The sequence below is a fragment of the Halomonas cerina genome (genome assembly GCF_014192215.1).
Taxonomy (GTDB): domain Bacteria; phylum Pseudomonadota; class Gammaproteobacteria; order Pseudomonadales; family Halomonadaceae; genus Halomonas; species Halomonas cerina.
The window spans coordinates 34,214-58,052 of record NZ_JACHXP010000009.1; the positions used below are offsets into that span (position 1 = coordinate 34,214).

25 protein-coding genes are annotated in these 23,839 nt (G+C 67.0%); 9 read left to right on the plus strand and 16 right to left on the minus strand.

What is annotated here, in order from left to right:
- The first annotated feature begins 84 nt into the window (after window positions 1-84).
- Window positions 85-1,383, plus strand: a complete 1,299-nt coding sequence (locus FHR94_RS10205) for an NAD(P)/FAD-dependent oxidoreductase (RefSeq protein ID WP_183325613.1) — start codon at window positions 85-87, stop codon at window positions 1,381-1,383.
- A gap of 48 nt (window positions 1,384-1,431) precedes the next feature.
- On the opposite strand, the gene FHR94_RS10210 is transcribed toward FHR94_RS10205, so the two are convergent.
- The 3 genes from FHR94_RS10210 to FHR94_RS10220 form a co-directional block, all read right to left on the minus strand.
- Window positions 1,432-1,701 carry a GIY-YIG nuclease family protein gene (locus FHR94_RS10210; RefSeq protein ID WP_183325614.1) on the minus strand — a complete coding sequence of 90 codons (270 nt, stop codon included), beginning with the start codon at window positions 1,699-1,701 and terminating at the stop codon, window positions 1,432-1,434.
- Between the two features lie 3 nt (window positions 1,702-1,704).
- Complete coding sequence (gene rpe / locus FHR94_RS10215; RefSeq protein WP_425485366.1) at window positions 1,705-2,403, minus strand: ribulose-phosphate 3-epimerase; 699 nt, start codon at window positions 2,401-2,403, stop codon at window positions 1,705-1,707.
- A gap of 79 nt (window positions 2,404-2,482) precedes the next feature.
- Complete coding sequence (locus tag FHR94_RS10220) at window positions 2,483-2,926, minus strand: GNAT family N-acetyltransferase (protein ID WP_183325615.1); 444 nt, start codon at window positions 2,924-2,926, stop codon at window positions 2,483-2,485.
- 110 nt (window positions 2,927-3,036) lie between these two features.
- Between FHR94_RS10220 and FHR94_RS10225 the strand changes: the two genes are divergently transcribed.
- Window positions 3,037-3,627 carry a YajG family lipoprotein gene (locus FHR94_RS10225; protein WP_183325616.1) on the plus strand — a complete coding sequence of 197 codons (591 nt, stop codon included), beginning with the start codon at window positions 3,037-3,039 and terminating at the stop codon, window positions 3,625-3,627.
- Between the two features lie 79 nt (window positions 3,628-3,706).
- Here FHR94_RS10225 and FHR94_RS10230 read toward each other — a convergent pair whose 3' ends face one another.
- Together FHR94_RS10230 and FHR94_RS10235 are read right to left on the minus strand one after the other, a co-directional pair.
- Entirely contained in the window at window positions 3,707-4,348 is a 642-nt protein-coding gene (locus FHR94_RS10230) for a thiopurine S-methyltransferase (RefSeq protein ID WP_183325617.1), read from the minus strand.
- A gap of 1 nt (window position 4,349) precedes the next feature.
- Window positions 4,350-4,979 carry a TIGR04211 family SH3 domain-containing protein gene (locus tag FHR94_RS10235; RefSeq protein WP_425485369.1) on the minus strand — a complete coding sequence of 210 codons (630 nt, stop codon included), beginning with the start codon at window positions 4,977-4,979 and terminating at the stop codon, window positions 4,350-4,352.
- A 420-nt stretch (window positions 4,980-5,399) separates the two neighbouring features.
- Here FHR94_RS10235 and miaB point away from each other — a divergent pair, with 420 nt between their 5' ends.
- The 5 genes from miaB (at window position 5,400) to lnt (ending at window position 10,760) form a co-directional block, all read left to right on the plus strand.
- Window positions 5,400-6,743 carry a tRNA (N6-isopentenyl adenosine(37)-C2)-methylthiotransferase MiaB gene (gene miaB / locus FHR94_RS10240; protein WP_183325618.1) on the plus strand — a complete coding sequence of 448 codons (1,344 nt, stop codon included), beginning with the start codon at window positions 5,400-5,402 and terminating at the stop codon, window positions 6,741-6,743.
- A gap of 81 nt (window positions 6,744-6,824) precedes the next feature.
- Window positions 6,825-7,892 carry a PhoH family protein gene (locus FHR94_RS10245; RefSeq protein WP_183325619.1) on the plus strand — a complete coding sequence of 356 codons (1,068 nt, stop codon included), beginning with the start codon at window positions 6,825-6,827 and terminating at the stop codon, window positions 7,890-7,892.
- Window positions 7,889-8,407 carry an rRNA maturation RNase YbeY gene (ybeY, locus tag FHR94_RS10250; RefSeq protein ID WP_183325620.1) on the plus strand — a complete coding sequence of 173 codons (519 nt, stop codon included), beginning with the start codon at window positions 7,889-7,891 and terminating at the stop codon, window positions 8,405-8,407. Before FHR94_RS10245 ends, ybeY begins: the two co-directional genes overlap by 4 nt.
- Window positions 8,404-9,273: a CorC family transporter gene (locus FHR94_RS10255; RefSeq protein WP_183325621.1), complete on the plus strand. Its 870-nt coding sequence runs from the start codon at window positions 8,404-8,406 to the stop codon at window positions 9,271-9,273. Before ybeY ends, FHR94_RS10255 begins: the two co-directional genes overlap by 4 nt.
- 26 nt (window positions 9,274-9,299) lie before the next feature.
- A complete protein-coding gene (lnt, locus tag FHR94_RS10260; protein WP_183325622.1) occupies window positions 9,300-10,760 on the plus strand; it encodes an apolipoprotein N-acyltransferase in 1,461 nt (486 codons plus the stop codon).
- Window positions 10,761-10,901: 141 nt separating this feature from the next.
- Here lnt and phaC read toward each other — a convergent pair whose 3' ends face one another.
- The 5 genes from phaC to prmB form a co-directional block, all read right to left on the minus strand.
- Complete coding sequence (gene phaC, locus FHR94_RS10265; RefSeq protein WP_183325623.1) at window positions 10,902-12,740, minus strand: class I poly(R)-hydroxyalkanoic acid synthase; 1,839 nt, start codon at window positions 12,738-12,740, stop codon at window positions 10,902-10,904.
- Between the two features lie 86 nt (window positions 12,741-12,826).
- A complete protein-coding gene (locus FHR94_RS10270; RefSeq protein ID WP_183325624.1) occupies window positions 12,827-13,282 on the minus strand; it encodes a phasin family protein in 456 nt (151 codons plus the stop codon).
- A gap of 132 nt (window positions 13,283-13,414) precedes the next feature.
- Window positions 13,415-13,804: a hypothetical protein gene (locus tag FHR94_RS10275; RefSeq protein WP_183325625.1), complete on the minus strand. Its 390-nt coding sequence runs from the start codon at window positions 13,802-13,804 to the stop codon at window positions 13,415-13,417.
- Between the two features lie 70 nt (window positions 13,805-13,874).
- A complete protein-coding gene (gene aroC, locus FHR94_RS10280) occupies window positions 13,875-14,960 on the minus strand; it encodes a chorismate synthase (RefSeq protein WP_183325626.1) in 1,086 nt (361 codons plus the stop codon).
- A 30-nt stretch (window positions 14,961-14,990) separates the two neighbouring features.
- Window positions 14,991-15,947: a 50S ribosomal protein L3 N(5)-glutamine methyltransferase gene (prmB, locus tag FHR94_RS10285; RefSeq protein WP_183325627.1), complete on the minus strand. Its 957-nt coding sequence runs from the start codon at window positions 15,945-15,947 to the stop codon at window positions 14,991-14,993.
- 142 nt (window positions 15,948-16,089) lie between these two features.
- Between prmB and FHR94_RS10290 the strand changes: the two genes are divergently transcribed.
- The gene (locus FHR94_RS10290) at window positions 16,090-16,665 is read left to right on the plus strand and encodes a Smr/MutS family protein (RefSeq protein ID WP_183325628.1); all 576 of its coding nucleotides are present in this window, start codon (window positions 16,090-16,092) and stop codon (window positions 16,663-16,665) included.
- A gap of 3 nt (window positions 16,666-16,668) precedes the next feature.
- On the opposite strand, the gene FHR94_RS10295 is transcribed toward FHR94_RS10290, so the two are convergent.
- Genes FHR94_RS10295 through FHR94_RS10305 form a run of 3 tightly spaced genes read right to left on the minus strand, consistent with a single transcriptional unit; the run spans window position 16,669 to window position 19,444 of the window.
- Window positions 16,669-17,748 (minus strand): patatin-like phospholipase family protein, encoded by a 1,080-nt coding sequence (locus FHR94_RS10295; RefSeq protein ID WP_183325629.1) that lies wholly within the window; start codon window positions 17,746-17,748, stop codon window positions 16,669-16,671.
- Window positions 17,745-18,638, minus strand: a complete 894-nt coding sequence (locus tag FHR94_RS10300; RefSeq protein ID WP_183325630.1) for an alpha/beta fold hydrolase — start codon at window positions 18,636-18,638, stop codon at window positions 17,745-17,747. The genes FHR94_RS10295 and FHR94_RS10300 overlap by 4 nt, the downstream gene beginning before the upstream one ends.
- Window positions 18,635-19,444, minus strand: coding sequence for an alpha/beta fold hydrolase (locus tag FHR94_RS10305; protein WP_183325631.1), 810 nt, complete (start codon window positions 19,442-19,444; stop codon window positions 18,635-18,637). Before FHR94_RS10305 ends, FHR94_RS10300 begins: the two co-directional genes overlap by 4 nt.
- A 216-nt stretch (window positions 19,445-19,660) precedes the next feature.
- Between FHR94_RS10305 and FHR94_RS10310 the strand changes: the two genes are divergently transcribed.
- Window positions 19,661-20,611 carry an AEC family transporter gene (locus FHR94_RS10310; RefSeq protein WP_183325632.1) on the plus strand — a complete coding sequence of 317 codons (951 nt, stop codon included), beginning with the start codon at window positions 19,661-19,663 and terminating at the stop codon, window positions 20,609-20,611.
- 103 nt (window positions 20,612-20,714) lie between these two features.
- Here FHR94_RS10310 and sixA read toward each other — a convergent pair whose 3' ends face one another.
- From sixA to FHR94_RS10325, 3 genes are all read right to left on the minus strand, one after another.
- Window positions 20,715-21,212: a phosphohistidine phosphatase SixA gene (gene sixA / locus FHR94_RS10315; RefSeq protein ID WP_183325633.1), complete on the minus strand. Its 498-nt coding sequence runs from the start codon at window positions 21,210-21,212 to the stop codon at window positions 20,715-20,717.
- Window positions 21,205-22,272 carry an NAD(P)H-dependent glycerol-3-phosphate dehydrogenase gene (locus FHR94_RS10320; RefSeq protein WP_183325634.1) on the minus strand — a complete coding sequence of 356 codons (1,068 nt, stop codon included), beginning with the start codon at window positions 22,270-22,272 and terminating at the stop codon, window positions 21,205-21,207. The genes sixA and FHR94_RS10320 overlap by 8 nt, the downstream gene beginning before the upstream one ends.
- Window positions 22,273-22,383: 111 nt before the next feature.
- Window positions 22,384-23,826, minus strand: coding sequence for an NAD(P)(+) transhydrogenase (Re/Si-specific) subunit beta (locus tag FHR94_RS10325; RefSeq protein WP_183325635.1), 1,443 nt, complete (start codon window positions 23,824-23,826; stop codon window positions 22,384-22,386).
- Window positions 23,827-23,839: the final 13 nt, after the last annotated feature.

Here is a 23,839-nt window from a genome sequence, read left to right on the forward strand (position 1 = left end):
AACCACGCGCATCGAGCCGCCCACCCTGACCCAGGCGATCCGTGTCACGGATGTCCCCTTTCCACCTTCTGTCAGGAGTCTCGCATGACCCTACCACGTATCGTGGTGGTCGGCGGAGGCGCGGGCGGACTCGAGCTGGTGACCCGGCTCGGCCGTCAGTTCGGCAAGCGCAAGCGCGCCGAGATCGTGCTCGTCGACCGCAACCCCACCCACATCTGGAAACCGCTGCTCCACGAGGTCGCCACCGGCGTACTCGATTCCGGCCTCGACGAGGTCTCCTACCAGGGCCATTCCAAGGCCCACGGCTACCAGTTCCAGCGCGGCACTCTCTGTGACCTGGATCGCGAGAACCGCACCCTGACCCTGGCCCCGATCGTCGACGGTGACGACAACGTGGTGCTGCCCTCGCGCCACCTCGACTACGACTACCTGGTGCTGGCGCTGGGCAGCGTCTCCAACGACTTCGGGACCCCCGGCGTGGCCGAGCACTGCCACTTCCTGGATAGCCCCCACCAGGCCGAGGCCTTCCGTCATGACATGCTCAATACCTTCCTGCGCTACAGCGATCCCGAGCGGCGCGCCAACACCAAGCTAACGGTGGGCATCGTCGGTGCTGGCGCCACCGGCGTGGAACTGGCCGCCGAGCTCTACGGCGCCTCGAAGATGCTCAACAGCTACGGCTTCACCTCACTGGACAGCGGCCAGCTCGAGGTGCACCTCATCGAGGCGGCCCCCAACATCCTGCCAGTACTGCCCGAGCGTATCCACAAGGCGGTGCATCGCGAACTGGAGCGGCTCGGCGTGCATGTGCATGTCGATACCCGGGTCACCCAGGCCGACGAGCGTGGTTTCGTTACCGCCGACGGCACGCGCATCGAGACCGACCTGAACGTCTGGGCCGCCGGCATCAAGGCGCCGGCCTTCCTATCCGAGCTGGGACTGGCCACCGAGCGCAACCACCAGCTCAAGGTCCAGCGTAGCCTGCAGAGCGTCGACGACGAGCGCATCTTCGCCTTCGGCGACTGCGCCAGCTGCCTCCAGGACAACGGCAAGCCGGTGCCACCGCGGGCTCAGGCCGCCCACCAGCAGGCGACACGGCTGTACCACAACCTGAGTGCCGCCCTGGACGGCAAGCCGCTCACGGACTTCACCTTCCGTGACCGGGGCTCGTTGATCTCGCTGGCCCACTTCGAAGCCATCGGTAGTCTGATGCGGGGCGCCTCGGCTCGCAGCCTGTTCGTCGAGGGACGCCTGGCCAAGGTGTTCTATGCCTCGCTCTACCGCATGCACCAGTTCGCCATCCATGGCGCGGTCAAGACCGGCATGACGGTCGTGGTGGATGGACTGAACCGCTTCCTCAGGCCGCGCATGAAGCTGCACTGACCCTCTCCCTCGATCGCGCCAGGTCGAGGGAGGTTCCGTGGCGCGGCATCATGCGCCGGGCTGGGCCAACCAGCGTCGCTTGCGCGCCGCCGACAGCTTCTTGACGGCCGCCTCGAGCCGCAGCGCCTCGCTGCGGCTTCCCACGCACTGCCGGTGCACCAGCACCAGCGGCCCCTTGCCGCGCAGCGCCTTGGCCCCTCGGCCGGCCCGGTGCGCGGCCAGGCGCCGGTCGACATCGGTGGTGATACCGGTGTAGAGGGCACCGCTGGCCATCTCGATCACGTAGAGGTGCCAGACGGCCGCGGGCTCAACAGCCATGGCTCAGGCCTCGGCAAGGGCCCGGCGGAAGTCGCGGATCACGCTGTCGTAGCGATGCGGGTCATCCTCGCGGCGCTGATTGAACACCGCCGAGCCGGCGACGAAGGTATCGGCGCCGGCGCGAGCGATCTCGGTGACATTGTCGACCTTGACGCCCCCATCGATCTCCAGACGAATATCCCGCCCCGAGGCGTCGATGCGACGGCGCGCCTCGCGCAGCTTGTCCAGGGTGCCGGGGAGGAATGACTGGCCGCCGAAGCCCGGGTTGACGCTCATCAGCAGCACCATGTCGACCTTGTCCATCACATGGTCGAGATGGGTGAGCGGCGTGGCCGGGTTGAATACCAGGCCGGCCCGACAGCCCCCGTCGCGGATCAGCTGCAGGGAGCGGTCGATATGATCGGAGGCCTCCGGATGGAAGGTAATGTAGCTGGCCCCGGCATCGATGAAATCACCGATCAGCCGGTCCACCGGCTTGACCATCAGGTGGGCATCGATGGGCGCGGTCACGCCATGCCGGCGCAGCGCCTCGCAGACCAGGGGCCCGATGGTCAGGTTGGGGACATAGTGGTTGTCCATCACGTCGAAGTGGACGATGTCGGCGCCGGAGGCCAGGACGTCGTCGACCTCCTCACCGAGACGGGCGAAGTCGGCCGAGAGGATCGAGGGGGCGATGAGGAAGTCGCGGGGCATATCGGTCATGGGGTCTTCCGCTGCTGTGTCACGATGGCCGACATTCTACCAGCCATGTCGCCGCCCCTGCCCGGGCCGGCCGTCACCATCATGCCATCGCCGAAGGCTCGGCACACCACTCCATGCGCGTCTCGCTTTCCCCACTGTCGGGGTCGGCTTGCTCCCCTATGGCGGTAAAGCCCATGCGATGATAGAAGGAGACGGCTCGCACATTACGGGTGTAGACATCCAGGGTGATGCGCCGGCGCCCCTGCATGGCGTGGGCCAGCAACTGGGCGCCGTAGCCGAAGCTCTGGACATCGGGCTCCACGTAGAGGGCATCCAGGTGGTCTCCGTCCAGGGCAGCGAAGCCGAGCACCCGCCCGCCGGCATCCAGCACCAGGATCTCGCAGCCAGGCAGCCGACGTGTCACCATGTCGTCGACACGCGCTTCCCAGAAGGCCGCCGGCAGAAAGTCATGGGCGTGCAGTGCGGCGCGACGCCAGATATCAACGAGGACCGGAAGGTCCTCAGCAACAGCGGTTCGGATCATCGTGAGCGCCCTCTCTGCTCACAGTGTAACCTCTGAGTCCCGCCCCCGCTTCCACGACCCGATGACAGAACGCTATACTCGACCCTTTCGTCAAGATCGGGAGATGCGCCATGCGCCGCCGACCGCTGCCGCGGGTCGCCGCCCTGCTGCTTGCCGCAGGCTGGCTGGCCGGCTGTGCCAGTCCCCACTATCTTCAGCCCGAGCCGAAACGCACTACCCCGGTGCCGGTGTCCGGCCAGGGGCAGGCCGTCACGGTGACCGCCGCGGACGGGCGCGACAGCGACATCATCGGCACGCGCACCGGCACCGCCATGTCCACGGCAGTGATCACCGTCGAGTCCCACCAGCTGGTGCCCCTGCTGCAGGCCGAGGCCGAACGCGCGGTGCGCGAGATGGGGTTCACCCCTGTCGCCGAGCCGGCCGAGGGCCGCCCCCGGCTGACCCTCACCCTCGACCACCTGGGCTACGGGCGCGGTGCGAGCCGGCCGGTCATCGACGAGGCTCGCCTCGAGGCCGTGCTGGTCGCCGAGGCGGTCAACGCGGGCACCACTTACACCGGCACCTATACTGCCCGGCGAACCCAGAGCTACGCCCTGCGTCCCGACGAGGCCGCCAACACCCGCATGGTGGAGGCGCTGCTTTCCGACACCCTGGACCGCGCCTTCCGCGATCCGGAACTGGGCCGCCTGCTGGCACGCTGAGCCTCCGACACGGCACGACGGCAGGGCGCCCCATGGAGGGCGCCCTGCTCGCTTCCGGCTGTGTCCATCGACCCGGCCCTCACGTCCGTGGACCGCGACGCTCCAGGGCCCAGACACTCTCACGAAACCCGCTGCCCGCCTCCGGCTCGCCGTCCTCCAGGTGGGTAACGACGAAGTTGGGCGTCAGGAGTTCCCGGACTTCCTCGGCGGCGACACCGAAGGGCGGCCCTCTTCCCTCGTCGCCGGGCGCCCGAGTCAGACTGATCAACAGCCCGCGCGAACCGGGAGGGATCAGCTGGGCCAGATGGAAGGCATAGCGCTGGCGGGTCGCCTCGGGCAGAGCAATCAGTGCCGCCCGATCATAGAAGGCACCGATCTCGGCCGCCTGCTCGATATGGAAGTGGAAGAAGTCGCCGCACCACAGCTCCACACTGCCCTGTCGCCATACGGAAAAGCCGGCCTGCCGGTAGCGAGAGACCTCGCCTTGCCCCTCGGCCAGGAAACACTGGATGGCCGTCTCGGCCAGCTCGATGCCCAGCACCGGATGGTCGTGGCGCGCCAGCCAGCGCATGTCCAGGCTCTTGCCGCACAAGGGCACCAGCACCTTGGTACCCGGCTTGATCCCCAGCGCCGGCCAGTGGCGCACCAGCGCGGGGTGGGTCGCGTCACGATGAAAGCCGATGCGGCCCTCCCGCCAGCGTTTCAGCCAGTCGTTTGCCATGTCAAAACCAGCGATCGCGCTTGCGACGCCGACGCGGCAGGTGGGGCACAATGAGGCCCACCAGCAGGCCGGCCCCCGCCACGCCGCCTCCATACATGAAGTAGCGCATCAGCAGATCCTCCTTCCGGGTATCCAGACGAGCCTGCAGGTCGCGGATCGTCGCCCGGGACTGCTCATGCTCGCGCTCGAGGCGGTGGTTGTGCGCCTCCAGTTCGGCGATACGTTGCTCCCGAAGCCTGAGCGTGTCGGTCATCGCCGCCAGCCGTCCTTCCCAGGTCTCGTTGATACTGGCGAGTCGCTCGGTGAGGGTGGCCACCCGCGCCTCGAGCTCGGGCAGGCGCACCTGCGCGCTGGGCGCCTCCTGGAGCTCACGGCTGGGCACCCAGACCTCGTCGCCGCTCTCGCTGCGTACCCGAGCGTAGTCGTCGCGGGTCTCGAGCAGGGTCACCGGCTCACCGGCGCTTAGGGTGCCGACGATCCGGTAGCCATCGGTGGGACCGCTGCGCACATAGGTGGTCAATTCGTCGGAGACCCAGCGCTGGGGATCCTCCTCGGCTTCTTGCGCGTGCAGCGGCAGGGCCAGGGCCCCGAGTATCACGCCCAGTGATATGAGTGACTTGTAGTGTTGCATCATCATGCCGTTTCCTGACTGTGCCGGGCTCTTGAGGTGACCGCGATGGGGAGGATGACCGGGTCCCGCAGCCAGGCATATCGCCGGCCACGAGGGTGATGAGCATCGAACGGACAGCACTCATCCACATTGGCTGTGGAAAAGTGCCGGGAAAACCGCTGGAAACCCCTGGCCAGCCGGCATGCCAGACACCCTGTCGACAGTTCGATCATCTTTTGACCAGACGACCCCTGCATCCGCCGCCCGGAAATGGTCAAAGCCTACCACAGGACGGTGCCTGGCGACCCGGAGGCACTGGCCGCCCCGGTATACCCCGCGTATACTACAGGGTCTCTTCCCGGGGAGCCCGACTCTGTTCCCCGACTCCGAATGTCCATCCAACGGTGCACACGTCGGGCGTACAGCGCGCGACCTATTCCTATGGCGAAGAAACTCTTCATCAAAACGCACGGCTGCCAGATGAACGAGTACGATTCCGCCCGCATGGCGGACCTGCTCGGCGCATCCCACCAGCTGGAGCTCACCGACAATGAGCGCGAAGCCGACGTCATCCTGCTCAATACCTGTTCGATCCGCGAGAAGGCCCAGGAGAAGGTCTTTCACCAGCTTGGTCGCTGGAAGAAGCTCAAGGAGGCCAACCCGGAGCTGGTGATCGGCGTCGGCGGCTGCGTGGCCAGCCAGGAAGGCGAGGCCCTGCGCAAGCGCGCGCCCCACGTGGACATGGTGTTCGGCCCCCAGACCCTGCATCGGGTCCCGTCGATGCTCGACTCGCGGCGCCATGACCAGATCTCGGTGGTCGACGTCACCTTCCCGGAGATCGAGAAGTTCGACCACCTGCCCAAGCCGAGTTCCGACGGCGCCACCGCCTTCGTCTCCATCATGGAGGGCTGCTCCAAGTACTGCACCTTCTGCGTGGTGCCCTACACCCGCGGCGAGGAGGTCTCGCGACCCTTCGAGGCAGTGATGGACGAAGTCATCCACCTGGCCGACCAGGGCGTGCGCGAGATCAACCTGCTGGGCCAGAACGTCAATGCCTACCGCGGCGAGAACCAACTCGGCGACGAGATCGACCTGGCCGAGCTGATCAGTTGCGTGGCCGCCGTGGAGGGCATCGACCGCATCCGCTTCACCACCTCCCACCCGGTGGAGTTCTCCGACAGCCTGATCGAGGCCTACGCCGAGATCCCGGAGCTGGTCAGCCACCTGCACCTGCCCGTCCAGGCCGGTTCCGACCGGGTACTGGCCGCCATGAAGCGCGGCCACACCGTCGAGGAATACGTCGACAAGATGGAGCGCATCCGTGCGTTGCGCCCCGACATCAGCTTCTCCTCGGACTTCATCGTCGGCTTTCCCGGCGAGACCACGGAAGACTTCGCGGCCACCATGGACCTGATCCATCGCATCGGCTTCGATCACTCCTTCAGCTTCGTCTACTCGGCGCGTCCCGGCACCCCGGCGGCGAGCCTTGCCGACGAGACCCCCGAGAGCCTCAAGAAGCAGCGTCTGGCGATCCTCCAGGAGCGCATCAACCAGCAGGCGATGCAGATCAGTCGCCGCATGGTGGGCAGCACCCAACGCATCCTGGTCACCGGCTTCTCGCCCAAGGACCCAGGCCAGCTCTCCGGGCGCACCGAGAACAACCGTGTGGTCAACTTCCGTGCCGCCAATCCCTTCGACCTGATCGGCTACTTCGTCGACGTGGCGATCACCGAGGCGCTGCCTAACTCCCTGCGCGGCGAGCTCGCCTCTCCCGAGCGCTACTGACGTCTCACTATGCATTGCCCCGGCAGCCGCCGGGGCAGTAAGCTGAAGGTGATCACCCATCAACGCACGGACCCTCCTGTCTTGAGCCAGCCATCCTCTCCGGCCAATCGCATTATCACGCTGAACCTCGAGCCCAACGACCCGCGCCGCCTGGCCAACCTCTGCGGCCAGCGCGACGAACATCTCAAGCTGATCGAGGCCCGGCTCGGCATCACCCTGCGCAACCGCGGCAACACCTTCCAGCTGGCTGGCCCGGCCAACCGGGTCAAGGCCGCCGCCAACGTCATCGAGCATCTCTACCGCGAGGCCGAGGTCAGCGACCTGACGCCGGACACCGTGCACCTCTTTCTCCAGGAATCCGGTCTTCAGGCCCTGGAGGAGGACGAGGGAGACGCCGACGACGAGGTGCTGCTGCGCACGCCCCGCGCCCTGATCAAGCCCCGCGGCCTCAACCAGCAGGGCTATGTGCAGAGTATCCGCGCCCACGACATCAACTTCGGTATCGGCCCGGCCGGCACCGGCAAGACCTATCTGGCCGTAGCCGCGGCGGTGGAGGCCCTCAACCAGCAAGAGGTGCGCCGCATCCTGCTGGTACGCCCGGCGGTGGAGGCCGGCGAGAAGCTCGGCTTCTTGCCCGGGGACCTGGCTCAGAAGATCGACCCCTATCTGCGGCCACTCTATGACGCCCTCTACGAGATGATCGGCTTCGAGCAGGTGGCCAAGCTGATCGAACGCCAGGTGATCGAGATCGCCCCGCTGGCCTACATGCGCGGGCGCACCCTGAACAATGCCTTCATCATCCTCGATGAGAGCCAGAACACCACCCGCGAACAGATGAAGATGTTTCTGACCCGCATCGGCTTCGGCTCCACCGCGGTGATCACCGGCGACGTGACTCAGGTGGACCTGCCCCGTGGCCAGACCTCGGGGCTGATCCAGGTGCTCGAGGTGCTCAAGGACACGCCGGGGATCGGCGTCACCCACTTCGCCGCCAAGGACGTGGTGCGCCACCCGTTGGTGCAGCGCATCATCGAGGCCTATGATCTCTTCGAGGCCGAGCAGGAGGCCCAGGTCCGGGCCCGCCGCGAGGAGCGCGAGCAGGAGCGCCAGGAGCGCCTCGACCGTGGCAGCGAACGGAACGACTCATGAGCGAGGTGACGGTCGACCGTCAGGTGGCCCTCGATGCCGGCGAGGGCCTGCCCGATGAAGCCGAGCTCGAGACCTGGGTCGCCGCCGTGCTGGCCTGTCATACCGATATCGCCCCGGTCGCAGAACTCACCGTGCGCTTGGTCGATGCCGAGGAGAGCCGGGCGCTGAATCGCGACTACCGGGACAGGGACACGCCCACCAACGTGCTGTCCTTTCCCTTCGAGTGTCCATCCGAGATCGACCTGCCGCTGCTCGGCGACTTGGTGATCTGCCATCCCGTGGTCCTCGCCGAGGCTCGGGATCAGGACAAGACGGCCCGGGATCACTACGCTCATATGGTGGTTCACGGTACTCTTCACCTGCTGGGATACGACCATCTCGAGGACGACGAGGCCGAGGCCATGGAGGCCCTGGAACGGGCGATCCTTGCCGGCCTGGGCATCGCCGACCCCTACGCGACGCCGAGCCCCTCCCATCGCGATTCCGATACCGAGGACAAGAGAGCCGACGCATGAACGAAGACCGATCGACCGGCCAGGGCAACAAGTCCTGGCTCGAGAAGTTGTTCAGCGCCCTGTCCAGCGACAGCGACGAGCCCAGCTCCCGGGACGAGCTACTGGAATTCCTGCGCCAGGCAGGCACCCGTCTCAAGCTCGAGCAGGACGCCATGATGATCATCGAGGGCGCGCTGAACATCAGCGACCAGCAGGTCCGCGAGGTACTCATCCCGCGCTCTCAGATCAACGCCATCGCCCTCGATCAGCCGCTGGAGGAATATCTGCCGGTGATTCTGGAGACCGGCCATTCCCGCTACCCGGTGATCGGCGAGAACCTCGACGAGGTCAAGGGCATCCTGCTGGTCAAGGACCTGCTGCCGCTGCTGCGTAACGGCCAGGACAACGGCCTGCCCTTCCAGCTCGAGGAAGTGCTGCGCCCGGCGATGTTCGTGCCCGAATCCAAGCGGCTCAACAGCCTGCTCAAGGAGTTCCGTGATACCCACAACCACATGGCCGTGGTGGTGGACGAGTACGGCGGCACGGCAGGCATCGTGACCATCGAGGATATCCTCGAGGAGATCGTCGGCGACATCGAGGATGAGCATGACACCGACGAGGAGGCGGACATCCGTGAGCTCGGCGATGACCGCTATGCGATCCGTGCCCTGACGCCGATCGAGGACTTCAACGAGCGCTTCGGGACCCGCTTTTCCGACGAGGAATTCGATACCCTCGGCGGCCTGGTCATGCAGCGCTTCGGCCACCTGCCGGGGCGCGGCGAGCACACCGAAATCGGCGGCTGGTGCTTCACCGTGCTTAACGCCGACAACCGACGCATCCGCCTGCTGGAGGTCAGCCCCGGGGACGAAAACCGCGAGGAGTGATGCCTCGTCGACCAAGGATGGACACCATGCCCGCGCCGCGCCTCTCCCCGACCCTGGGCTGCCTGGCGGCCCTGGTGGCCGGGGGCTTCACGACCCTCTCCGCCGCTCCCTTCGCCCTCTGGTGGCTTGCCCCGGTGGCCGCCGCGCTCGTCTATGCCGGCCTGCCCGCCCTGACACCCCGCCAGGCGGCCCTGCGCGGCCTCTGCTATGGCATCGGCCTGTTCGGCTCCGGGGCCTCCTGGGTCTACGTCTCGATCCATGACTACGGCTATACGGGGATACCGCTGGCCGCCGCCCTTACTGCCCTGTTCGTGGTGGGCCTGTCGCTGTTCTTCGTGGTCACGCTGTGGCTCTACCGCCGCCTTACCGGCCCCCGCCTGGCCCCGCTCACCTTCGCCGGCGCCTGGGTGTTGGGTGAGTGGCTGCGCACCTGGCTGTTCACTGGCTTTCCCTGGCTGCTGCTGGGTAGCGGTCAGGTCGATTCGCCGCTGGCCCCCTGGGCGCCGGTCGGGGGGGTCTACCTGCTGTCACTGATCGTGGCCCTCACCGGTGCCCTGGGCGTGGAACTGCTGTGCCGGCGCTTCTGGGCAGCCATCCCCCTCGTCGCCCTGTGGCTGGTACCCCTGGCGTTGCCGACCCAGTGGACGGCGCCCGCGGGCGAGCCGCTGCGCGTAGCCCTGCTGCAAGGCAACCTGCCACAGCTCATCAAGTGGAGTCCCGAGGGACAGCGCCGCGCTGCCACTACCTACTTGTCGCTCACTGCCGATCTCGAGGACAGCTTCGACCTCGTCATCTGGCCCGAGGCCGCCCTGCCGATGTTTGAGGACCAGGCCCGGCCGATCCTCGAGCGTGCCCAGACCCTACTGCCCCCGGAGACCGCCCTGCTTACCGGCATCCTGCAGCGCGACGGCGAGGGACGCTATTACAACAGCGTCATCGAGGTGGGCGACGGAGGAGGTGAGTACCGCAAGCAGCACCTGGTGCCCTTCGGCGAATACCTGCCGCTGGAATCGCTGCTGCGCGGGGCCATCGCCTTCTTCGACCTGCCGATGCCGGCCATGACCCCCGGCGCCGGCACGCCGACACCGATCCGAACCGCCGGCACCATCATCGGCAACGCCATCTGCTATGAAATCATCTATGCCGACCTGGTGGCCGAGCGGGCCCGTTCGGCCGAGCTGCTGCTCACCGTCTCCAACGACACCTGGTTCGGGGCCTCACTCGGCCCGCAACAGCATCTGCAGATGGCCCGGCTGCGCGCCCTGGAGAACGGCCGTCCGGTGGTGCGTGCCACCAGCAACGGCGTCACCGCCCTCATCGACTCACAGGGGCGGGTGACGGCCCGCGCGCCCCAGTTCGAGGTCGCGACCCTGGAAGGCACGGTCGTTCCCATGGAAGGCCTGACCCCCTTTACCCGAACCGGCAGCTGGCCGGTCTGGCTGTTGGCCGCCCTGATGGTGCTGCCGGGAATATCGCGCCGAGGGTAAAGCGCCAAGCGGCCAAGGCTACGCAGCTGAAGCCCACAAAGAACCCCCGCCGGATTCGATCCAACGGGGGTTCCTGTTTTCTGCCTCGGCACCTGCCCCCCGTCACTGAGTGGCTTGGCGCTCGGCGCTGCCCGAAGGGCGCTAGGCGCTGGGCGCTGGGCGCTCCCCGATCACCTCGGGAATCGTCGTCTTCACATAGCGCCCCGGCGCCGGTTCCAGGACCTGGAGCTCCCCCTCACCAGGCTGGCGAGCCGGCACTCGCTTCTCGGGGTCGGCATAGCCGTTGTCGGTCATCCACTGCTGCCAGTGTGGCCACCAGGACCCTTCCTGCTTCTCGGCGCCTTCCAGCCACTCCTCGGCGGTTTCCGGCAGCGCATCGTTGGTCCAGTAGCCGTACTTGTTCTTGTGGGGGGGATTGACGATGCCGGCGATGTGTCCGGAGCCGCCCAGCACGAACTTGACCGGCCCCTTGGGCAGCAGGGCGCCGTAATAGGTGCTGTTCCACTTGGCGATATGGTCCTCGCGAGTGGAGATGAAGTAGCTGGGGGTGGAGACCTTGCGCATGTCGATCTTGACCCCGTCCAGCTCGATGCCACCGGGCTGCACCAGTCGGTTCTCCATGTACATGTTGCGCAGATACCAGCCGTGGGTACCGGCCGGCAGGTTGGTGCCGTCGGTGTTCCAGTAGAGCAGGTCGAAGGGCGCGGGGATGTCTCCCTTCAGGTAGTTGTTGATGTAGAAGGACCAGAAGAGGTCATTCTCACGCAGCAGGTTGAAGGTACAGGCCATCACCCGGCCATCCAGATAGCCATCCTGCTCCAGCTTGTCCTCGAGCCCCGAGAGCACCGTCTCGTTGAGGAAGACGCCTAGCTCGCCCGGATCGCGAAAGTCGATCAGGGTGGTCATGTAGGTCGACGACTTGACCTTGCGGCCACGACGGGTACTGGTGAGGTAGGCGATGGTGGAAGCCGCCAGGGTGCCGCCGATGCAATAGCTCATCAGGTTCACCGACTTCTCGCCGGTGGCCTGATCGATGGCCTCCATGGCGGCGATGGGCCCCATCTGCATGTAGTCGGCCCAGTTCAGGTCGCGCTGCTCGGGGCCGGGGTTGCGCCAGGAGATCAAAAAGACGGTGTGCCCCTGGTCCACCAGCCACTTGACCAGGGAGTTGTCCTGGCGCAGATCGAGGATGTAGTACTTGTTGATCCACGGCGGCACGACCAGCAGCGGGGTCTTGAAGACCTGCTCGGTGGTCGGGGTGTACTGGATCAGCTGCATCAGCTCGTTCTCGAACACCACCGCGCCGGGGGTAACGGCGATATTGTCACCGACCTCGAAGGCACTGCGATCGGTCATGGTGACGCTGAGCCCATCGGCGGAGTTCGCCAGGTCCTCGCGCAGCCGGGCCAGGCCGTCGATCAGGTTCTGGCCACGGGTCTCCAGGGTTAGGCGCATCACTTCGGGATTGGTGGTGACGAAGTTGGTCGGTGACATGGCGTTGACCAGTTGTCGCGCATAGAAGGCGAGATTGCGCTTCTGGTCCACCGACAGCCCCTCGAGCCTGTCGATCAACTCCTCGATCTGGCGAGAGAACAGCAGGTACTGCTGCATGAGCATCAGGTAGTAGGGGTCACTGGTCCAGGCCTCGTCCCTGAAGCGCCGGTCCCCCTTGTCGGGCGCGATCAAGGGGTCGGGGCTTTCGCCGCCCATGGCCTTGAGGCCGTTCTGCCATAGCTGGAACTGGTCCTGCATCAGCTGGGCCTGGGTCTGCCATAGCAGGGCGGGGTTGGCCATCAGCGATTCGGCGCCGGCCTGGAAGCTATTGCGCATGTCCGCATAGATGGACTCCGACGCATCGTTGGGCACCATCCGTGACAGCAAGTCCTGCATCAAGGCCTGGTACTCCTCGCCGACGGCCTTGAGCTGTGCGTTCCAGACCTCGAGTTCGGCCTGTGTGGGTGCTTGAACCCCTGACTGCATTGACCCCTCCTGTGATACCTGCCATCTACGCATGACTTCCGCTGTCTCGACCGGCGAGACAGCGGAAGTCAGCGGTTTACGTGATTTTATGAACGCTTGCGCGACGTTTGGCTGGAGGCCTTGGACGACGCCTCCGACTTGGCCGGCGCCTCCGACTTGGTGGCCTGGCCGGCGGCCTCGGACTGAGCCTTCTCGGCCTGCTCGACCATGGCCTTGCCTGACTCGGCATAGAGCCTCTCGAGCTCGGCCTTGAACTCCAGGCTCATCTGACTGAGGGCCTGAGCATCCTCCAGCATCTGCTTGGAAAGCTGATTCATCATCTCGGCCTGGCGGGTGCCGAACTCGCGCATGCTGTCGGCATCGCTGACCTCGGTGGCATCGCGCATGCGCTCGGTGCCCATCTGGCTGTAGCGCTTCAGGGACTCCATCTGATACTGAGTCATCTTCTCCATGTTATCCAGCATCAAGGAGTTGAGCTTGCGCATCGGCTCGAAGAACTGCCGGGTCTGCTCGTTGAAGTTCTCGATCATCTTGTCCTGCATGGTGACTCCCTCCGGGGGAAACGCGGCGGATGATATGCTGCAATGCACAAAGACTAAGCTGGCGCACAAACGGTTGCAAGCTGCGGACGGCGACATACGACCAACGTCGAAGATCGGGCCGATCCCCTTTCGCTAGGTGTTGTCTCGCTTGGCGCGTGAGCGAGCGGCGGCTGCGCCCTTGCGACTGCTCGAGCCCGACGCGTTCTCAGCGCTCTGGCCCGAGGTGCTCGTCTGCCCCGACGCGCCGGACGTGTCGCCGCCGCGCCCGGCCTGCGAGGCCGCCTTGCTGAGCATATCCAACATCATCTGCTGATAGTTACCGAAGCTGGCGAGCCCCTGCTGCATCATGGGTTGCTGCAGAAAGGGCCGCATCAGGCTCATCGGGTCATAGCCCTCGACGCCGGACTCCATCTGCTGCTGGATACGCCCCAGCAATTCCTGTTGGAAGGCCTCCACGTTGGGAAGGCCCAAGGCCTGGCGGAACTCGTCGGGGGTCAGGTCGAATTCGACATTGATCTTCATGGGCCCTCGTCAGCCGGTCGATAGGGGATTGACTGTTGAACAGTGTAGCAGGCTTGAGGCGGTATCATGGTCATCGCAGGCGCGGGGTGGCTACCGCCACCTCGGGATTCTGACCACGATGACGCAGCAGATGATCGATCAGTGTCAGGGCCATCATCGCCTCGGCGATGGGCGTGGCGCGGATGCCGACGCAGGGGTCATGGCGGCCGCGGGTGATGACCTCCACGGCGTTGCCGTCGATATCGATGCTGCGCCCCGGCGTGGTAATGCTGGAGGTCGGCTTCAGCGCCAGATGGGCGACGATCGTCTGGCCGCTGGAGATCCCGCCGAGCACACCACCGGCATGGTTGGACAGGAAGCCATCGGGGGTCATCTCGTCACGGTGCTCGCTGCCGCGCTGAGCCACCGACGCGAAACCGTCGCCGATCTCCACCCCCTTCACGGCATTGATGCTCATTAGACCGTGGGCCAGCTCGGCATCGAGACGATCGAAGACCGGCTCGCCAAGGCCCGGCGGCACCCCCTCGGCCACCACGGTGATCCGCGCCCCCGCCGAGTCCTGATCGCGACGCAGCTGATCCATGTAGGCCTCGAGTTCCGGCACGCGCTCGGGATCAGGACAGAAGAAGGGGTTCTCCCCCACCGCCTCCCACTGTTTGAAGTCGATGGTGAGAGGGCCAAGCTGGCTCATGTAGCCGCGTATCTGAATGCCCTGCCGGGCCAGATACTTCTTGGCGATGGCCCCGGCCGCCACGCGCATGGCGGTCTCGCGAGCGCTGGAGCGCCCCCCGCCACGGTAGTCGCGGATGCCGTACTTGTGATGATAGGTGTAGTCGGCATGGGCCGGCCGGAAGCGGTCCTTGATCTTCGAGTAGTCCTTGGAACGCTGATCGGTGTTCTCGATCAACAGCCCGATGGCGGTGCCGGTGGTCACCCCCTCGAAGACGCCGGAGAGGATCCGTACCCGGTCGGGCTCGCGACGCTGGGTGGTGTGCCGCGACGAGCCGGGACGCCGACGATCCAGGTCGTGCTGCAGATCGGCCTCGGCGAGCGGCAGCCCCGGCGGACAGCCATCGATGATGGCCCCCAGGGCAGGGCCATGGCTCTCGCCGAAGGTGGTGACGGTGAATAGCTTGCCGAAGGTATTGCCGGACATGGGCGCTCCTCGTGATGTCGGACCGTGAAATCAGGCGAAGGACGCCGCATGGGCGTCGAGTTCCGCGGCGGTCAGGGCGAACACCCCCTGGCCGCCACGCTCGAACTCCAGCCACAGGAAGGGCACCTCCGGGAAGGTGGCCTCCAGATGGTGGTCGGAGTTGCCGACCTCGACGATCAGCACGCCGATGTCGGTCAGGTGCTGACGCGCCTCGCGCAGGATGCGCCGGACGATGTCCAGACCATCGCGACCGGCGCCCAGGGCCAGCGCCGGCTCGTGGCGGAACTCGGCCGGCATGGTGGCCAGGTCCCGGGCATCCACATAGGGCGGATTGGAGACGATCAAGTCATAGCGCCGCCCACCGAGGCCGTCGAAGAGGTCGGATGCCACCGCCCTGGCCCGATCGCCGACGTCATGACGGCTGATGTTCTGCCGGGCCACCGCCAGGGCCTCCTCGCTGATGTCGGCCAGATCGACCTCACAAGTGGGTAGATACAGCGCCGTGGCGATGCCGATACAGCCCGAGCCCGTGCACAGGTCCAGGACGCGTGCCGGCGGTTCGTCGGGAAACCAGGCCCCGAAGCCGTGCTCGATCAGCTCGGCGATGGGCGAGCGCGGCACCAGCACGCGCTCGTCGACCGTGAAGGGCACCCCAGCGAAGAAGGCCTCGCCCAGCAGGTAGGGCAGCGGCTGGCGGGAGACGATGCGCTCGCGCACCAGTCCCACGATGCGACGCCGCTCCATGGACAGCAGGCGCGCCTCCAGTACCGCCGGGTCGACGTTCCACGGCAGGTGCAGCGCACCGAGCGTCAGCGCCACGGCCTCGTCCCAGGCGGAGTCCGTGCCATGGCCGTAGTGCAGCCCGGCCAGGTGGAACTCGCTGGCCGCCCAGCGCAGGCAGTCACGCAGGGTGATCAGTCCTTCGGCAAGCTCCTCATCGGTGAGCACGAGGGTCGAAGGGGACGATGAGACGGCGGTATCGGCCACGGGACATCCTGTGATTGAGGTCGAGTAGTGGATGGTGTAGGGCGCAGTGAGCGGCACGGGGGCCGATTGTACCCTCGGCGGCGGTTCACAGCCACGGCCGGGCCGGTATACTGGCCCCTCCCCCACGCGCCGCGAGAGAGTCATGAGCCGACGCCGCCACCGCCCGGATGACGACGAGATCCACGCTTTCCGTCAGGCCCTGCGCGAGGCCGGTGTGCAACGCTTCGTCAGCGACCGGGCCGACCCCGGCCGGCCACGCCGCCCGGCGACCGCCACCGCTGAGCGCCGGGCGGCGGCCACCGCGGCGCTCGAAGACGCGGCGGGTGGTCGCACCTCCGATGGCCGCGTCGAGGCGGTACGTCCCTCGGAATATCTCGATTTCGCGCTACCCGACCTGCCCTATCGCACCCGCAGCCGGCTCAAGCGGGGCCGGATCGCCTGGGAGGGCGGCCTGGATCTCCACGGTTACACCCTCGAGCAGGCCCGCCAGGAGCTGGAGGGCTTCCTCACGGATGCCGCCGCGGCTCGGATGCGCTGTGTGCTGGTGGTCCACGGCAAGGCCTGGGGAACCACCGCCGACTACCCGGTCATCAAGAGCCACGTGAACGCCTGGTTGCGGGAGTGGCCGAGCGTACTGGCCTTCTGCTCGGCCACCGACCTCGACGGCGGCACCGGGGCCGTCTACGTGCTGCTGCGCCGCCACGGCATGGGCGCCTGACACTCAGATCCCACCGCCGACGTCGGTAGGTGGCTCCACCACGATCCGCTCACCCACCATGTCGACGGGTAACCGACTCTCGCGGCGATCCAGGGCCTCCACCGCCAGATGGCGCCCCAGTGCGATCAGGGCCTCGGCGCGGTGGAACTCGTAGGCCCCGCACACGGTCTTGGGCACCTCGATCAGCACGTCCGGGGGATAACCGGCGACCTTGTACTTGGCGAGCGCCGCCTGGGTGATCTCGAAGGAGGCGAGCACCAGGTCCAGTCGTCCCCACTCCCGTCGACGCGGCTCCAACTCGCCCTCTTCCCCGGTACCGTCCTCATCCTCTCGGTTGGCCCCGAGGCCATCGAGCAGCCGTCGGGTCGCGCCCCGCACCCCCTCCATCCAACCGCCGAAGTCGACCGCGCCAAGGCTGTCCCGCTCGGCCTCCCGGGCCTGTTCCTGGGCCGCCTCGTCGGGCGGCAGCAGTTCCTCCAGGGTCACCGGTTGAGGGCTGTGAGCCGTGGCATTGACCGCCAGCACGAAGTCCGCATGGGCGGGAATCGTGGCCATGACCGGTACCGGATTGAGTAGCCCTCCGTCCACCAGTACCTGGTCACCACGATGGACCGGAGTGATCACCCCAGGCACGGCGATGGAGGCCCGGATGGCCTGTAGCAGCGAGCCATGCTGGAACCATACTTCACGCTGTCGGGTCAGGTCGGTAGACACCGTGGTCACGGGAATCGACAGGTCCTCGATGCGGATATCGCCGATCAGTTCCTCGAGCTTGCCCATGACCTTGTTGGCGCGCATCGCCCCCATCGGACTCCAGGTCACGTCGACCAGGCGCAGGACATCGAAATAGTCTAGCTGGCAGACCCAGTCCCGGTAGCGGTCGAGCTGACCGGCCGCATGGATACCCCCCACCAGCGCGCCCATGGAGCAACCGGCGATGGCCACGATCTCGTAGCCCCGCGCCTCGAGCTCCTCGATCACGCCGATGTGGGCATAGCCGCGGGCGCCGCCACTGCCCAGCACCAGCGCTACCCGACGGCCCGCCTGACGAGATTTCGGACGATGCCTGTGTCGACGACTCATGCCTGTCCCCCTCTTGGTCCTGACTCGCGCGGGACTTGTCGGACCCAGGCGACGATCGCCTCGCTAACGCTGGCCACCGCCCTCGGCTCAAGATGGAGATGGTGCCCCCCGGGCAGCACCCGCCGCTCGAGTCCGGGCAGGGCGCCTCGGGCCCGGGCCGCCATCTCGCGATCGCCGAGGATGCCCGTCTCGCCTTCCACCAACAGCGACGGGCAGCGGATCGCCGCCAGCATCGCCAGCGCCTGCTCGGGGCAGAGGCGCACCGGCGAGGGCTTGAGCAGATTGCCGGCGGTGCGCAGACGCACATGTCCGTCGGCCAGAGTCTCCAGGTTGCGGGCCACCAGCGGCATCGCGGTCTCGGTGTCGATAGGCGTGGCGCCACCGGCAACCCGCGCCGCCACCGCGGTTTCACTATCAGGATAGCGCGGCGGCGTCGAGGGGGCACGGCGATGGGCCAGCAGTCCCTTGCGCAACTGCACCGGGGCCCGGGCAGATTCGGTGGTCACCATCCCCAGCCCGTCGATCAGCAGTAGCTGCGCGACCCGCTCGGGCAGCGCGGCCGCGACCAGGCAGGCCACTCCGGCGCCCATCGAGTGCGCCAGAAGGGGGGCCTGCGCCACCCCCAGGGCGTCCAGGGCATCGAGGACATCGTGGGCATAGTCCCAGAGGGCGTAGTCACCGGCATGATGGGCCGACAGGCCGTGGCCGGCGAAGTCGAGGGCCACGATACGGATGCCGAGACCCTCGGCGAGTCGTGGCGCCAGCCGCGAGAAGCTCGCCGCGTTGTCGAGCCAACCATGCAGGGCCAGCCAGGTCGGCGCCGACTCACGCCCCCAGACCAGAGCCGCCAGGCGACCACCGGCCAATCGCAGCGAGGCCGGAGCGGTCATGCATCGCCTCCCAGCAGGTCACCCAGCATGTCCAGCAGGGCCGTGCGGGTCGCCTCGGGATGTTCCATGGGGAACATGTGGTGCCCCGGCACCCCCTTCACGGGCACCCCACGCCGGCGCAGTCGTCGCTGGCGGCGAGGGGTGAGCACCTCGGAGTCCTCTCCCGCCAGCACGCCGAGCGGCACGTGCACCCGAGCGGGTAGGTCATCGAGGTGGTCCGGCAGATGCCGAAAGATCGCCACCTCGATATCCGGGTCGTAGACCAGCACCACGCTGCCATCGTCGAGTTGGCGGGTGCCGCCTTCCACGTAGTCGGCCAGGGCCGCCTGGGTGAAGTGACGGAACAGCCCCCGGCGGCGCAGGTAGTGGGCCATGGCCTCCCGGCTGGGCCAGATATCACGGCGCCCCAGGGTCTTGCCGGCCGGGGTGAAGTGATCCGCCAGGCCGAGGCGCTTAGCGGCCTTCATGATCCAGGCATCCAGGCCCAGCATCAGCGGTGGGTCGAGCATCACCACGGCGCGGAAGTGCAGAGGGGAGTGCTCCGCCGCCATGGCCATCAGCACCCCGCCCATGGAGTGGCCGACGCCGATCACCGGCCTGCCGAGCTCAACCAGGTGGGCGAGCAGCTCATCGCGCAGGGCCAGCCAATTGTGGCCGACGGGAAAGTCGGGGTGGTGTCCCAGGCGATCCAGGGGCTGGACATCGAAGCGCGCGGTCAGCGGCGCCAGCAAGCTGCGGTAGCTGTGGCCCGGAAAGCCGTTGGCATGGGCGAAGACCAGGGTCGGAGCGGAGGCATCGTGGCGCATGGCATCATCCGTCGGCGGATACCGGGCTGGCATCCTTCTAGCCGTAGCAGGCTAACGGGAATACCATAGCCCGCCAAGTCGACCTCCGTCCCATCCCCAGCAGGAGCCCTTCGTGAAGCCTGACCGACCGCCCCGCCGCGACACCCGTGCCCGCAACCGTCTCTTCTTCGTGACCGTAATCGCCGCCGTGGTGATCGGCCTGTGGCTGGCCCGGGGGTGAACCTGGCCGATGTCTTCCTCGAGACCCTCAACGTCACCCTGCCGATCTTCGCCATGGTCTTCCTGGGCCTGGTGCTGAAGCGGCTGCGCTGGATCGATCAGGGGTTCGTGTCCACCGCCTCGCTGCTGGTGTTCCGAGGCACCCTGCCGACGTTGATCTTCCTCAGCATCGTCCAGGCCGATCTCGACGCCACCTTCGACCCTTGGTGGCTGGGCTTTTTCGCCCTGGCCACCCTGGGTAGCTTCCTGTTCAGCTGGGGCTGGGCGCGGCTGCGGGTGCCCCGGGCCGAGCGGGGCATCTATGTCCAGGGCGCCTTTCGCGGCAACTGCGGGGTCGTGGGCCTGGCGCTGGCCGCTGGCCTCTACGGCGAGGCGGGCCTGTCCGCCGGGGGACTGCTGCTCGGCGTGGTGATTTTGATCTACAACGCCCTCTCGGTGGTGGCCCTGTCCCGTTACCAGCCTGACACGGCCACCGACTGGAGGAGCCTGCTCGGCCAGATGGTAACCAATCCGCTGATCCTGGCGGTGGTGGCCGCAGTGCCGGTGGCGGCCCTGGGGCTCGAGCTGCCGAGCTGGCTGCTGACCTCGGGGGAATACTTCGCCTCCTTGACGCTGCCGCTGGCCTTGCTGTGCATCGGCGCCACCCTGTCGCTGTCCGCGGCGGTGGGCGACGAGGGGCGACTGGCGCTGGGGGCAAGCCTGATGAAGATGGTCACGCTGCCGGCGCTGGGGACCGGCGCGGCCTGGCTGGCCGGCTTCGAAGGCCGCGACCTAGGGGTGCTGTTCGCCTTCTTCGCCAGCCCCACCGCCGCCGCCAGCTTCGTGATGGTCAAGGCGATGGGCGGCAATGCGACGCTCGCCGCCAACATCATCGCGCTAAGCACTCTGCTGGCCAGCGTTACCGTGACCTTGGGGGTGTTCGGGCTGCGCGCCGCAGGTTTGATCTAGGGATGTTCCCACTCAGCCCGGCCCCGGGCCACGGTGCCCTCGACCACCTCGAACTCGTCCTCGAAGTCAGGGGTCACGTAGATCCGGTTGTTGACGATAAAGCTCATGGTCCCTCCTGGTCGGCGATATCGGATGGGGCGACGAGACGCACCAGCCGGGCACATCCGGCGGCTCGCACCTCGGCCGCAAGCTCGGCGAGGGCGGCGGTGGCAAACCCGGGACCCCGGTCGGGGTAACCCTCTACCAGAAGCCCGGTCAGCGAGGCCACCAGCGGCATGTGGCTGACCAGCATCAGCGGGCGATCCTCGTCCTGCTCGAGCAGCCAGTCGATGACGGCCTCCGGCGGATCATCCGGGGTGATCAGCGGCAGGGGCTCCAGGGCCACGCTCAGGGCCTCGGCGATCGGCGCGGCGGTCTGGCGGGCCCGCACATAGGGGCTTGTCAGCAGACGCAGCCGGGCCAGGTCAGGGTCATCACGCCGGGCCAGCCAGGCGGCCATCCTGGCGGCTTCGGCGTGGCCGCGCTCGGTCAGCGTGCGCTCCGGGTCGGGGCGGCCGGGGGCGGCCTGGCCATGCCGCATGATCCACAGTCGCTCAGTCATCTCGGCCTCCTGTGGCGCGGCGGTCCTGCTGTACGTCTTCCCGGGGGAGCACGAACTCGACGTCACTGCTCTGCTCGCCCTGCATCAGCAGCCGGGCCATGTCGCGGGCCGGCACGCCCTTGAACAGCACCTGGTAGAGTCCCTCGGCCAGCGGCATGTAGACACCCTCCTGATGCGCCTTGTCACGCACCAGGCGCACGGTGTTGACCCCTTCGGCGACCTGGCCCAGGGCGTCGACGGCCTCGTTCAGGGACTTGCCCTCACCCAGCGCCTGGCCCACCCGATAGTTGCGCGACAGTGCCGAGGAGCAGGTAACGATCAAATCGCCCACCCCGGCCAGGCCCAGAAAGGTCATGGGGTTGGCCCCCTGGGAGACGGCGAAGCGGCTCATCTCGGCCAGCGCTCGGGTCATCAGCATGCTGCGAGTGTTCTCGCCCATGCCCAGTGCCGCGGCCATGCCCGCGGCGATGGCATAGAGGTTCTTGAGTGCGCCGCCCAACTCCACGCCATAGCGATCATTGCTGGCATAGACCCGGAAATAGTCGCAGCCCAGTGCGGCTTGCACCCGGGTCCGGGTCTCGGCATCGTCGCTGGCGATCACCGTGGCGGTGAGCTGCTTGTCGGCCACCTCGGAGGCCAGGTTGGGGCCGGAGATCACGCCGATGTGGCGAAAACCGGTCTCCTCCTCGAGGATCTGGCTCATCAGCTTGAAGCCCTCCTCCTGGATGCCCTTGGTGGTGCTGACCAGGATCTGGCGCTCGTCGAGGAAGGGCCGAGCCTGGCGCACCACCTCGCGGAAGGCCTTGGAGGGAATGGCCACCAGCACCAGCTCGGCGTCCTTCAACACCTCGGCCATGTCGGTGGAGGCGACCACCGCGGGGTTGATGGCATAGTCCGGCAGGTAGCGGCCGTTGACATGCTCGCGGTTGATCTGGGCCGCCAGTTCGGGGTCGCGCAACCACTGGCGCACCCGGGCCCCGTTGTCGGCGGCGATGCTCGCCAGGGCGGTGCCGAAGCTGCCCCCCCCGAGCACCGCCACGCTCATGGAATCATCGCTCATGGTCGCCCCAGGAAACGGAATGAAGGGACATTGTAGCCAAAAAGACGCCCGGGCCGTCAGTGGCCCGGGCGTCTTCTCAACAGCCCGGAAGCGGGCCGCGGGAAAGCCGCGTTATTCGACCAGCGGCAACAGGTCGTCGATGCTCTTGCGCGCGTCGCCGTAGAACATCCGGGTGTTCTCCTTGAAGAACAGCGGATTCTCGATACCCGAGTAGCCGGTGCCCTGGCCACGCTTGCAGACGAACACCTGCTTGGCTTCCCAGACCTTCAGTACCGGCATGCCGGCGATCGGGCTGTTGGGGTCCTCCTGGGCGGCCGGGTTGACGATATCGTTGGAGCCGATGACGATCACCACGTCGGTAGTGGCGAAGTCGTCGTTGATCTCGTCCATCTCCAGCACGATGTCGTAGGGCACCCTGGCTTCCGCCAGCAGCACGTTCATGTGCCCGGGCAGACGACCGGCCACCGGGTGGATACCGAAGCGCACATTCTTGCCGGCGCTGCGCAGCTTGCGGGTCAGCTCGCTGACCGCGTTCTGCGCCTGGGCCACCGCCATGCCGTAGCCCGGCACGATGATCACGCTGTCGGCGTCGTTCAGCGCACTGGCCACGCCACCGGCGTCGATGGCCACCTGCTCGCCCTCGATCTCCGCGGCCGGGCCCTGGCTGCCGCCGAAGCCCCCCAGGATCACGTTGACGAAGTTGCGGTTCATCGCCTTGCACATGATGTAGGAGAGGATGGCACCGGAGGAGCCCACCAGGGCGCCGGTGACGATCAGCAGGTCATTGGACAGGGTGAAGCCGATGGCCGCCGCCGCCCAGCCGGAGTAGCTGTTGAGCATCGACACCACCACCGGCATGTCGGCGCCGCCGATGCCCATGATCAGGTGGTAGCCGATGAAGAAGGCCAGCAGCGACATCAACAGCAACGTCCAGAAGCCCGCACCGCTGAGATAGAGAATCGCCAGCAACAGCGACAACGCCGCCGCCCCGGCATTGAGCAGATGGCCGCCGGGCAGCTGCTTCGGCTTGCCGTCGACCTTACCGGCGAGCTTGCCGAAGGCGATCACCGAGCCGGTAAAGGTCACCGCGCCGATGAACACGCCCAGCACCACCTCGATCTGCAGGAACATCAGTTCCGCCGGGTTCTTGGTGGCCACCAGGGCGGCGAAGGCCGAGAAGCCCTCGGTCGAAGACTCCGCGAGCTGGGTAGCCAGCACACGACGCCGCTCCAGATCGGCGTTCCAGCCCACGAACACCGCCGCCAGACCCACGAAGCTGTGCAGTGCCGCCACCAGTTGCGGCATCTCGGTCATGTCGACCTTCTTGGCCACATAGACACCGATGGCCGCCCCCACGATCATCATCGGGAGCATCCACCAGTAGCCGCCGATACCCGGCCCCAGGGCGGTGAACAGCACCGCCACGGCCATGCCGACGATGCCGTACCATACGGCCCGCTTGGCCTTCTCCTGGTTGCTCAGTCCCCCCAGGGAAAGAATGAATAGCACACTTGCCGCGATCGATGCGGCAGATACGAATCCTTGACTCAACATCTCGTGTCTCCGC